At 66.3% G+C, this 11,630-nt stretch carries 9 protein-coding genes; all 9 read left to right on the top strand.

Going from position 1 to position 11,630, the window contains the following annotated elements; genetic code table 11:
* Positions 1–229: 229 nt before the first annotated feature.
* Positions 230–2,458, top strand: coding sequence for a TonB-dependent receptor (locus RTU05_RS14380; RefSeq protein WP_312599040.1), 2,229 nt, complete (start codon positions 230–232; stop codon positions 2,456–2,458).
* 124 nt (positions 2,459–2,582) lie between these two features.
* Positions 2,583–4,103, top strand: coding sequence for an MFS transporter (locus tag RTU05_RS14375; protein WP_312599041.1), 1,521 nt, complete (start codon positions 2,583–2,585; stop codon positions 4,101–4,103).
* An 87-nt stretch (positions 4,104–4,190) separates the two neighbouring features.
* Positions 4,191–5,381 (top strand): ADP-forming succinate--CoA ligase subunit beta, encoded by a 1,191-nt coding sequence (gene sucC / locus RTU05_RS14370; RefSeq protein WP_312599039.1) that lies wholly within the window; start codon positions 4,191–4,193, stop codon positions 5,379–5,381.
* Positions 5,382–5,437: 56 nt separating this feature from the next.
* Positions 5,438–6,334 carry a hypothetical protein gene (locus RTU05_RS14365; RefSeq protein WP_312599038.1) on the top strand — a complete coding sequence of 299 codons (897 nt, stop codon included), beginning with the start codon at positions 5,438–5,440 and terminating at the stop codon, positions 6,332–6,334.
* 53 nt (positions 6,335–6,387) lie between these two features.
* Positions 6,388–6,639 carry a hypothetical protein gene (locus RTU05_RS14360; protein ID WP_312599037.1) on the top strand — a complete coding sequence of 84 codons (252 nt, stop codon included), beginning with the start codon at positions 6,388–6,390 and terminating at the stop codon, positions 6,637–6,639.
* On the top strand, positions 6,629–7,054 hold the full coding sequence (locus RTU05_RS14355) for a PIN domain-containing protein (protein WP_312599036.1): 426 nt from the start codon (positions 6,629–6,631) through the stop codon (positions 7,052–7,054). The genes RTU05_RS14360 and RTU05_RS14355 overlap by 11 nt, the downstream gene beginning before the upstream one ends.
* Before the next feature lie 18 nt (positions 7,055–7,072).
* Entirely contained in the window at positions 7,073–7,975 is a 903-nt protein-coding gene (gene sucD, locus RTU05_RS14350; RefSeq protein WP_292022187.1) for a succinate--CoA ligase subunit alpha, read from the top strand.
* Between the two features lie 364 nt (positions 7,976–8,339).
* On the top strand, positions 8,340–11,342 hold the full coding sequence (locus RTU05_RS14345) for a 2-oxoglutarate dehydrogenase E1 component (RefSeq protein ID WP_312599035.1): 3,003 nt from the start codon (positions 8,340–8,342) through the stop codon (positions 11,340–11,342).
* A gap of 42 nt (positions 11,343–11,384) precedes the next feature.
* Positions 11,385–11,630: biotin/lipoyl-containing protein (locus RTU05_RS14340; RefSeq protein WP_312599034.1), on the top strand; the 246-nt coding region annotated here is incomplete at its 3' end.

Below are 11,630 nucleotides of genomic sequence, written 5' to 3'. Positions count from 1 at the left end.
GGGGCGAGGGGCGGGCAGGGCGGCGTCGGTCTTGCTCATGCGCAGAGGCTAGGCGCGCCCCGGCGAGGGCGCAACGACCATGGTGCAACGGCGCCACGCTCGACCGCCCAGATGACCTCACGTCGGCACGGCGTTTGACAGCCGGGCGAAACCGGGTCAGTTTCCATGAAAATCATTGAACGCTGAATAAAAGCGTCCACGGGCTGGAAACGACAAAGGGGTTGAGATCATGAACCGTCATGTGAAGTGCTTGCTGCTGGCCGGCGCGGCGTGGGGCGTGCTGGCCGGGGCCTCGGTCGCCCAGGACGCCGAAACGGCCGCCCAGGACGCCAACGCCAATCAGGACACGGCGACCGTGGACGACATCGTCGTCACCGCGCGCCGCCGCGACGAACAGCTGAAGGACGTGCCGATCGCGGTTTCGGCCCTCAGCGCCGAACGTCTGGAACAGACGGGCGCCGTCAACATCACCGCCCTGCAGCAGCAGACGCCGAACGCCACGGTCCAGATCGCGCGCGGCTCCAACTCCACCCTGATCAGCTTCATCCGCGGCGTGGGCCAGCAGGATCCGCTGTGGGGCTTCGAGCCCGGCGTGGGCCTCTATGTCGACGACGTCTATGTCGCCCGTCCGCAGGGCGCGGTGCTGGACATCTTCGACATCTCTCGCATCGAAGTGCTGCGCGGTCCGCAGGGCACCCTGTATGGCCGCAACACCATCGGCGGCGCGATCAAATACGTCACCAAACGCCTGGGTCAGGATCCCAGCCTGACGGCCCGCGCCGAGGTCGGCGCCTATAACGAGCACAACTTCCTCCTGTCGGGCTCGGTCCCGGTCGGTCAGACCTTCGCCATCGGGGGCGCGGTCGCCACCTATCAGCACGACGGCTACGGCAAGAACCTGAACACCGGCCAGGATCAGTACGACAAGGACGTCACCGCCTATCGCGCCAGCGCCGAGTGGACGCCGAACGACAACCTGTTCTTCCGCCTGGCCTGGGACCGCGTTGAGGATGACTCCAGCCCCCGTCACGGCCACCGCGAGGTCACCTCGTCCGACGGCCTGTGGCGCGCGCCCGCCGGCAAGTACGACACCTATGCCGGCATCACCGGCGAGCAGAAGGTCGTGACCGAGGGCGTGGCCCTGACCGGCGAATACCGCGTCAACGACAGGCTGACGCTGAAGTCGATCACCGCCTATCGCTCGGGCGACACGGCGACGGTCATCGACTTCGACCAGACGCCGAACCCGACCCTGGACGTGCCGGCCATCTATGCCGACCATCAGTTCACCCAGGAATTCCAGGCCCTGTTCACCGGCGAGCGCTGGTCCGGCGTGGCCGGCGTCTATTATCTGGACGGAACCTCGTCGGGCGTATTCGACACCATCGCCGGCAATCTGGGCCTGTCGATCGCGGCGGCCGGTTCGGTGGACACCAAGTCCTTCTCGATCTTCGGCGATTTCAGCTACGACCTGACGGACCGCCTGCACCTGTCGCTGGGCGGCCGCTACACCCGCGACGACAAGGACGCCTCGGTCCTGCGCCAGTTCTATCTGGGCGCGACCCGCAGCCCGCTGACCGGCGGCGCGCCGCGTGCGGTCTTTGCGACCCGCACCAACTACACGGCCTCCGACACCTTCGAGAAGTTCACGCCGCGCGCCAGCCTCTCGTACGACTTCTCCGACCAGATGACCGGCTACGCCTCGATCAGCCAGGGCTTCAAGTCGGGCGGCTGGGACATGCGCGGCGACGCCGCCCTGGTGCCCCAGACGGTCAATGGCTACCAGCCCGAGACGGTCACCACCTATGAGGTCGGCCTGAAGGGGTCGGCCTTCGATCGGCGCATGAACTTCGCCTCGGCCATCTTCTATTCCGACTACAAGGACCAGCAGATCACGACCCAGCAGGTGGCCACACCGCCCGCCGTCGGCATCGCCTCGGTGGTCGACAACGCCGGCGCCTCGACCATCTACGGCTTCGAACTGGAAGGCTCGGCCTATCTGACCAGCGACATCACCGCCAACTTCTCGCTGGGCTATCTGAAGAACGAGTTCGACGAGTTCATCACCCTGGTCACGGGCTCGCCGGTCGATATCTCGGATCAGCGCAAACCCCAGAACTCGCCGGAATGGTCGGCCTACTACGGCATGACCTGGCGCGGCGATGTCCTGGGCGGCGAGATCCGCGTCACTCCGTCGCTGTCGTATCGCTCGGACTATCATCTGTTCGATGCGCCCGATCCCATCCTGGACCAGAAGGGCTATGTCCTGGCCGACGCCAGCGTGGTCTGGACCGCGCCCAGCAAGCGCTGGGAAGTGGGTCTGTTCGGTCGCAACCTGACCGACGTCCGCTACAAGGTCGGGGGCTACAGCTTCCCCGGCGCGACCTACAACAACTCGATCAGCGCCTTCTACGGCCCGCCGACCACCTATTCGGCGCGCTTGACCTATCGGTTCTGATCGCGATCAGAGACGCCTGACGACGAGGGGCGGCGGTTTACGGGCCGCCGCCCCTTTGCTTTGCAGCGGGCGGAGTTACGGCTAGGCTCGCCTCAACAAGAAGAACATGCCCAGGGAAACGCCGATGACGACGGATACGCTGACGGTCGAGGACAAGTTGCGCCCGGAGCGGCCCGGCTACCGCTACTATGTGCTGGCGGTGCTGATCCTGATCTACATGCTGAACTTTCTGGATCGTCAGATCATCGGCATTCTGGCCGCGCCGCTGAAGGCCGAGTTCGGCATGTCCGACAGCCAGTTCGGCCTGTTGGGCGGCATCGCCTTCGCCTCGGTCTATTCGACCCTGGCCATTCCCCTGGCGTGGCTGGCGGATCGGTTCAGCCGGGTTTGGATCATGACCGGCGCCCTGGCCGTCTGGTCGGGATTCACCGCCCTGTGCGGCATGGCCGGGTCGTTCGGCCAGCTGTTCCTGTGCCGCATGGGCGTCGGTATCGGCGAGGCGGGCGGGGTGGCCCCGGCCTATTCGCTGATCGCCGACTATTTCCCGCCGCATCAGCGGGCGCGGGCCATGGCGGCCTTCGCCTTCGGCATTCCGCTGGGCATGGCGGCGGGCACGCTTGTCGGTGGTCTGCTGGCGGCGACATACGGCTGGCGCACGGCCTTCATCGTGGTCGGCCTGCTGGGCGTGCTGGTCGCGCCGCTGCTGCGCCTGACGGTGCGCGATCCCAAGCGGGGCGGAACCGATGTGGCGAAGACCCAGGCCCAGGTCGCCGCCCTGGCCGCCGCCCCCGTCGGCGCGGACCGGGCCGGCAAGATCGCCGCCCAGATCATGCTGGGCCTGGGCGTCGGCCTGCTGATCCTGGCCGCCCTGAACTGGCTGATGGGAATGTCGCTGGGCAATCCGCTGGTGCTGGCCTTCGGCGGTCTGCTGGCCGTGGTGATCGGCGTTTCCCTGATGATCGCGCGGCGCACGGCCTCGCTGGTGATCAAAAAGCCCAGCTTCTGGCTTCTGGCGCTGGGCGCGGCCTCGTCGTCGGTGTGCGGCTATGGCGTCGCCGGCTGGTTGCCCCTGTTCTTCATGCGCAGCTTCGACCTGACCCTGAAACAGACCAGCGTCTATTACGCCGGCATCGCCCTGATCGGCGGCATACTGGGCATCTGGCTGGGCGGCATGATCGCCGACAAACTGTCGAAGAAGGGCAAGGGCGCCTATCCGCTGACGCCCGCCGTCGCCTTCCTGATCTCGGCGCCCTGTTTCATCCTGGCGATGAACTCGCCGTGGCTGATCGGCCTGGTTCTGCCCGGCGGCGGCAGCCATGTTCAGCAACTGACGCTGGCCTTCTTGATCTTCCTGCTGCCGACGGGTCTGAACCTGGCCTGGCTGGGTCCGATCACGGCGGCGGTCCAGCATCTGGTGCCGGCGGCCATGCGCTCGACGGCCTCGGCCCTGTTCCTGTTGCTGAACAATCTGCTGGGGATCGCGGTCGGCTTCTACTATTTCGGCTGGATGAGCGACCTATTGTCGCCGCGCTTCGGCGAGGAGAGCCTGCGCTGGGCCATCTACACCGGCATGGGCTTCTATGTGCTGGCGGCGATCCTGCTGATCGGGGCGTCGCGCACGCTGAAACGCGACTGGGTCGACTAAATTCCCGCTTCACATACTGTTGCACCCGCGAAGGGGCGGGGCCTATAAGCCCCGCAACTCTCCCCAGCGAAGATTGCGGCGGTTTCCATGAACATTCACGAATATCAGGCCAAGCAGGTTCTCAAAGGCTTCGGGGCCCCCGTCGCCGAAGGCGTCGCGGTGACGTCGGTCGATCAGGTCGAGGCGGCCGCCAAGTCCCTGCCCGGTCCGCTCTATGTCGTGAAGTCGCAGATCCACGCCGGCGGACGCGGCAAGGGCAAGTTCAAGGAACTGCCGGCCGACGCCAAGGGCGGCGTGCGCCTGGCCTTCTCGGTCGAGGAAGCCGTCGCCCACGCCAAGGAAATGCTGGGCAACACCCTGGTCACCGCCCAGACGGGCGAGGCCGGCAAGCAGGTCAACCGCCTCTATATCGAGGACGGCGCCGACATCGAGCGTGAACTGTACTGCTCGCTGCTGGTCGATCGCGCCTATGGCCGCATCGCCTTCGTCGTCTCGACCGAAGGCGGCATGGACATCGAAACCGTCGCCCACGACACGCCCGAGAAAATCCAGAACATCGTCATCGACCCCAGCGCGGGCGTGACCGACGCCGACGTCGCCGCCATCGTCGCCGCCTACGGCCTGACGGGCGCCGCCGCCGAAGACGCCAAGTCGCTGTTCCCCGCCCTGTACAAGGCCTTCGTCGAGAAGGACATGGACATGCTGGAGGTGAACCCGCTGATCGTCATGAAGAACGGCCATCTGCGCGTTCTGGACGCCAAGGTCAGCTTCGACGGCAACGCCCTGTTCCGCCACGACGACATCAAGGAACTGCGCGACGAGACCGAAGAAGACGCCAAGGAGATCGAGGCGTCCAAGTGGGATCTGGCCTATGTCTCGCTGGACGGCAACATCGGCTGCATGGTCAATGGCGCGGGCCTGGCCATGGCGACGATGGACATCATCAAACTGTACGGCAAGGAGCCGGCCAACTTCTGCGACGTCGGCGGCGGCGCCGGCAAGGGGAAGGTCGCGGCGGCCTTCAAGATCATCACCGCCGACCCGAACGTCCAGGGCATCCTGGTCAACATCTTCGGCGGCATCATGAAGTGCGACGTCATCGCCGAGGGCGTGGTCGCGGCCGTGAAGGAAGTGGGCCTGAAGGTGCCGCTGGTCGTGCGTCTGGAAGGCACCAACGCCGAGCTCGGCAAGAAAATCCTGAACGAGTCGGGCCTGACCATCCAGGCCGCCGACGATCTGGACGACGCCGCCCAGAAGATCGTCGCCGCGGTCGGCTGATCCTCCGATAACCGGCGGCCGGGCCAGGGACGATGACACGGTTCGATGTCGTCGCCATGGCCTTGGCCCCCGAACGCCACATCGGCGTCTTCGTCGATCATTACCGGGCCAGGGGCGCCCAGCGTGTGCGGGTCTATTTCGACGGACCCGCCTCCGCCGCCCCCCGGCCGACCGCCGTCGGCTTGTCCGACGATGAACTGACCCTGTGCGACGACGCGTTCTGGGCGTCGCGCGGCGGTCGCCCCGCCTCGGTCGAGGCCCGCCAGCGCATCGTCTACGCCGACGCCTATCGCGACCTGCAGGCCGACTGGCTGGTGGTCGTGGACATCGACGAACTGATCTTCGGGCCGGTCGATCTGGCCGCCGCGCTCCAGGCCGTGCCCGCCGGGTGCGGTCTGGCGATCTTTCCCACGGTCGAGGCGGTGTGGCGGGCCGGCGAGGACATGAACCGTGAGTACGGCGCCGTCCTGGCGCGCAAATCCTATAGCGGGCCGGGCTGGTCCGAGCTTGGCCATCTGCTTTATCCGGGCGCGGGCGCCTTCTTCGTGCGCGGCCTGCTGGGTCACCACATGGGCAAATATGCGGTGCGGCGTGGTCTGGACTGCACCCCCCCCCCCCGCATTCACGAAGCCAAGCGGAACGAGGTTCCCTTGAAGGCTGCGCGAGCCCGCGACCCGCGCACCGGCCGGCCCGTCCGGTTGCTGCACTACGACGCCATCAGCCTGGACGCCTGGCGGGCCAAGTGGGATCGGCGCCTGGCCGCAGGCGACACGGTCGAGATCGGGCGTCGCCGTTGTCGTCAGCAGGCGACCTATGCCGCCGCACGCGAGACCGGCGGAGAGCGCGCCCTGTTCGCCAGGCTCTACAGCCTGAACCGCGTGCAGGAGGCGGTCCTGCGTCGGTTGGGCCTGCTGCTGGACATCGCGCCCGCGCCAAGGTCGGCGCGGCACTGACTTGCCTGCAAAGGCTCCACGGCCTATGTGGTCCACATAACCCGTGTAGGCTCATGACCCGCAACATCACCCTCGCCATCGACGACGCCCTGCTCGACAAGGTGCGGGTGCTGGCCGCCATGAAGCGGACGACGGTGAACGAGGCGGTGCGCGGATTTCTGACCCAATGGGTGCAGCAGGAAACCTCCAAGGACGAGGCGCGCGAGGCGCTGCTGAAACTGATCGACGACTCCGACGGAGACATGGGCGACTGGCGGCCTAGCCGGGCGGAGACTTACAGCGGAGATCCTCGGTTTGATCGCTGACGCCGAGGTCTTTCTCGACACTAACATCCTGCTTTACGCGGCCTTGGGGCGGGCTCATGCGGGCGAGCGTCTGGCGCGCGCCCGAGAGATCGTCCTGACCGAGGACTACTGCACCTCGGGTCAGGTGCTAGCCGAGTTCTATCACAACGCGATCAAGAAGGGCCCCAAGCCGTTGTCGGCCGACAAGGCGCGCGAGTGGACCAGGATCATCGCCTTGAAGCCCTGCCAGCCCATCACACCCGAGGTGGTCGTCGCCGGCATCGACAATGCCCGCCGCTATCAGATCTCCTATTGGGACGGCGCGATCATCGCCGCCGCCGAGCGTCTGGGCGCCAAGGTGCTTTATTCCGAAGACCTCAGTCACGGCCGGACCTATGGGTCGGTCCGCGTCGAAAACCCCTTCCTTCCCGCCTAACCCAACCAGCGAGACCCCATGTCCATCCTCGTCGACAAGAACACCAAGATCATCGTCCAGGGCCTGACCGGCAAGACCGGCGGCTTCCACACCGAACAGGCCCTGGCCTATCACGGCACCCAGATGGTCGCCGGCGTGCACCCCACCAAGGGCGGCACGAACTGGACGGGTTCGCACGGCGAAACCCTGCCGATCTACGCCTCGGTCGCCGAAGCCAAGGACGCGACGGGCGCCGACGCCTCGGTCATCTACGTCCCGCCGTCGGGCGCGGCGGCCGCCATCATCGAGGCCATCGACGCCGAAATCCCCTTCATCACCTGCATCACCGAAGGCATTCCGGTGATGGACATGGTCAAGGTGAAGCGCCGCCTGGAAGGCTCCAAGTCGCGCCTGCTGGGTCCGAACTGCCCGGGCATCCTGACGCCGGACGAGTGCAAGATCGGCATCATGCCGGGCAATATCTTCAAGAAGGGCTCGGTCGGCATCGTGTCGCGCTCGGGCACCCTGACCTATGAGGCCGTGTTCCAGACCACCAACGAGGGCCTGGGTCAGACGACGGCCGTCGGCATCGGCGGCGACCCGGTCAAGGGCACCGAGTTCATCGACGTGCTGGAACTGTTCCTGGCCGACGAGGAAACCACCTCGATCATCATGATCGGCGAAATCGGCGGCGGCGCCGAAGAAGACGCCGCCCAGTTCCTGATCGACGAGGCCAAGAAGGGCCGCAAGAAGCCGATGGCCGGCTTCATCGCGGGCCGCACGGCGCCCAAGGGCCGCACCATGGGCCACGCCGGCGCCGTCGTCTCCGGCGGCAAGGGCGATGCGGAATCCAAGATCGCGGCGATGGAAGCCGCCGGCATCCGCATGTCGGAATCGCCCGCTCGTCTGGGCAAGACCCTGGTGGACGTGCTGAAGGGCTAAAATCGCGCGCGAGCCTCTCCCTCCCCGTGCCGGGGAGGGTCGTCGCGAAGCGGCGGGGTGGGGGCGGCCCGGCAGGGGCGCACTTATTTGATGCGGATAGAGGTCTATGGGGCGTCGCCTTGCCGTCCCCACCCGTCCTCGCTCCGCTCGGCCACCCTCCCCGGCGCGGGGAGGGAGAAGAAAATGCCGCTTTTGTCGGCACTGGACGCCCTCGGCTAAGGCCGGGGGCGTTTTTTCTTGGGCCTGCGACCAAATTCCTACCAAAATGCCCCGTTTCGGTCATGACCCATAAGGAAACGACGCCTATATGACGGGCGCGCCCCTCACGGAGATGTGTCCGTCGGGGCCCAGGGATTGCGAAACGATGGCGGACGATGCCGGTCGGCTGAACCAGGTCTTTGCCGAGACCTCCTTCCTCTACGGGTCCAATGCGGCCTATATCGAGGAGCTTCACGAGAAATGGGCCAATGATCCTGGCTCGGTCTCGGCGGAGTGGAAGACGTTCTTCGATCAGCTTCGCGACAACGCCGCCAGCGTGAAGGCCTCGGCCGAGGCCGGCGCCTGGGGCCGCGACACCGCCACGGAAGCCAGCGAGGCGACGGCCGTCTTCGATGGTCGCTGGCCGGCCCCCAAGCCCGATCCCAAGAAGCCCGCCGCCGCTGGCAAGCCCGCCGCGCCCGCCGAGGTTTCCGCCGACGCCATCCGCGCCGCCGCCCACGATTCCATCCGCGCCCTGATGCTGATCCGCAGCTATCGCGTGCGCGGACACCTGCAGGCCAAGCTGGACCCGCTGGGTATCGAACAGCCGGTCGAGAACCCCGAACTGACGCCCGAATTCTACGGCTTCACCAGCGCCGATCTGGACCGTCCGATCTTCCTGGACGGGGTGCTGGGCCTGCAGACCGGCACGATCCGCGAAGTGCTGGAGATCCTGAAGCGCACCTACTGCGGCACGGTCGGCATCCAGTTCATGCACATCGCCGAGCCGGAAGAGAAGTCCTGGCTGCAGCAGCGGTTCGAGGGCGCCGACAAGTTCGAGCAGAACGCCTTCTCCAAGGAAGGCAAGCTGGCCATCCTGTCCAAGCTGGTCGAGGCCGAAGGCTTCGAACGCTTCCTGCACAAACGCTTCCCAGGCACCAAGCGGTTCGGCCTGGACGGCGGCGAGGCCATGGTGCCGGCCCTGGAACAGGTCATCAAGCGCGGCGGTTCGCTGGGCGTCGACGAGGTCGTGCTGGGCATGGCCCACCGCGGCCGCCTGAACGTGCTGGCCGCCGTGATGGGCAAGCCCTACAAGGTCATCTTCCACGAGTTCCAGGGCGGCTCGGCCGTGCCCAGCGATATCGAGGGCTCGGGCGACGTCAAATATCACATGGGCGCCTCGTCGAACCGCGAGTTCGACGGCAATCACGTCCACCTGTCGCTGACCGCCAACCCGTCGCACCTCGAGATCGTCAACCCGGTCGTGCTGGGCAAGGCGCGCGCCAAACAGGCGTTCGACATCCGCGAGGCCAACGAGGGCGTGCCGGAAGGCCAGTGGGCGCTGGATCGCTCCAAGGTCGTGCCGCTGCTGATCCACGGCGACGCCGCCTTCGCCGGCCAGGGCGTGGTGGCCGAATGCTTCGCCTTGATGGGGCTGAAGGGCTACCGCACCGGCGGCACGCTTCACTTTGTCATCAACAACCAGATCGGCTTCACCACCAGCCCGCGCAACTCGCGCTCGTCGCCCTATCCGTCGGACGTGGCGCTGATGGTCCAGGCGCCGATCTTCCACGTGAACGGCGATGACCCTGAAGCGGTCGTCTTCGCCTCCAAGGTGGCCACCGAATACCGCCAGAAGTTCCACAAGGACGTGGTGGTGGACATGTTCTGCTACCGCCGCTTCGGCCACAACGAAGGCGACGACCCCACCTTCACCCAGCCGCTGATGTATTCGAAGATCCGCGCCCAGCCCTCGACCCGCGAACTCTATTCGCAGCGTCTGGTCGCCGAGGGCGTGGTCACCCAGGAGCAGGTGGACGCCGAGGTCGAGCGGTTCGAGAAATTCCTCGACGAACAGTTCGAGGCCGGCAAGACCTGGACCGCCGAGAAGGCCGACTGGCTGGACGGCCAGTGGCAGGGCTTCCAGACGCCCAAGGACGAGCTGCGCGGCGACACTGCCGTGCCGCTGGCCAAGCTGACCGACCTGGGTCACCGCCTGACCGCCATTCCCAACAGCGTCGACATGCACAAGACGCTGAAGCGGGTCATCGACGGTCGCCGCGAAGCCGTCACCTCGGGCCAGGGTCTGGACTGGGCCACGGCCGAGAGCCTGGCCTTCGCCTCCCTGGTCGACGAAGGCTTCCCGATCCGTCTGTCGGGTCAGGATTCGGTGCGCGGCACCTTCTCGCAGCGTCACTCGGGCATCATCGATCAGACGACCGAAGAGCGCTACATCCCGCTGAACAACCTGCGCGAAGGCCAGGCCAATTTCGAGGTCATAGACTCGGCCCTGTCCGAAGAGGCGGTGCTGGGCTTCGAATACGGCTACTCGCTGGCCGACCCCAATACGCTGGTCATGTGGGAGGCCCAGTTCGGCGACTTCGTGAACGGCGCCCAGGTGGTGATCGACCAGTTCATCAGCTCTGGTGAACGCAAGTGGCTGCGCATGAGCGGCCTGACCATGCTGTTGCCGCACGGCTATGAAGGCCAGGGACCGGAACACTCCTCGGCCCGTCTGGAGCGCTTCCTGCAGGCCTGCGCCGAGGACAATATGCAGGTCGCCAACTGCACGACCCCGGCCAACTATTTCCACATCCTGCGTCGCCAGCTGCACCGGCCGTTCCGCAAGCCGCTGATCCTGATGACGCCCAAGTCCTTGCTGCGTCACAAGAAGGCGGTCTCGTCCATGGCGGAGCTGGCGGAGGGCTCGGCCTTCCACCGCGTCCTGCACGACGACGCCCAGACGCGGCCCGAAATCGCCGGCATCGCGATCAAGGCGGACAAGGATATCCGCCGGGTCATCCTGTGTTCGGGCAAGGTCTATTACGACCTCCTGGACGCGCGCGAGAAGAAGTCCAAGGACGGCCAGGCGGTGGACGACGTCTACATCCTGCGCCTCGAGCAGTTCTATCCGTGGCCGATGCAGTCGCTGCGAAAGGAACTGGCCCGCTTCCCCAACGCCGAACTGGTCTGGTGCCAGGAAGAGCCGAAGAACATGGGCGGCTGGACCTTCGTCGATCCGTGGCTGGAGCTGACCCTGGACAAGCTGGACATCAAGGCCAAGCGCGCCCGCTACGTCGGCCGTCCCGGATCTGCCTCGACCGCCGCCGGGCTGATGAGCCGACATCTGAAGGAACTGGAAGCCTTCACCACCGAAGCCTTCGCCTGATACACCTACAAAAGACCGACCTAGAGACGAGCTGGACCTGACATGGCCGACATCCTGACCCCCGCCCTCGGTGAATCCGTCACCGAAGCCACCATCGCCAAATGGACCAAGAAGGTCGGGGATGCGGTCAAGAAGGACGAACTGCTGGTCGAGCTCGAGACCGACAAGGTGTCGCTGGAAGTCGTCTCGCCCGCCGACGGCGTGCTGGGCGACATCAAGGCGGCAGAGGGCGACACCGTCGTGCCCGGCACGGTGCTGGGCGCCGTGACCGAGGGCGGCGCGGCCGCC

Origin of the sequence: Brevundimonas sp., from assembly GCF_032017145.1 — a bacterium.
Classification (GTDB): Bacteria; Pseudomonadota; Alphaproteobacteria; order Caulobacterales; family Caulobacteraceae; genus Brevundimonas.
The sequence above is the reverse complement of the archived record's forward strand: the minus strand, read 5'-3'. Positions and strand labels throughout refer to the sequence as shown.

What these genes read in the sequence shown, in the direction of transcription:
- RTU05_RS14380 (WP_312599040.1), top strand. Translation starts at nt 230, where the DNA reads ATGAACCGTCATGTGAAGTGCTTGCTGCTGGCCGGCGCGGCGTGGGGC.
- RTU05_RS14375 (WP_312599041.1), top strand. Translation starts at nt 2,583, where the DNA reads ATGACGACGGATACGCTGACGGTCGAGGACAAGTTGCGCCCGGAGCGG.
- sucC (WP_312599039.1), top strand. Translation starts at nt 4,191, where the DNA reads ATGAACATTCACGAATATCAGGCCAAGCAGGTTCTCAAAGGCTTCGGG.
- RTU05_RS14365 (WP_312599038.1), top strand. Translation starts at nt 5,438, where the DNA reads ATGGCCTTGGCCCCCGAACGCCACATCGGCGTCTTCGTCGATCATTAC.
- RTU05_RS14360 (WP_312599037.1), top strand. Translation starts at nt 6,388, where the DNA reads ATGACCCGCAACATCACCCTCGCCATCGACGACGCCCTGCTCGACAAG.
- sucD (WP_292022187.1), top strand. Translation starts at nt 7,073, where the DNA reads ATGTCCATCCTCGTCGACAAGAACACCAAGATCATCGTCCAGGGCCTG.
- RTU05_RS14345 (WP_312599035.1), top strand. Translation starts at nt 8,340, where the DNA reads ATGGCGGACGATGCCGGTCGGCTGAACCAGGTCTTTGCCGAGACCTCC.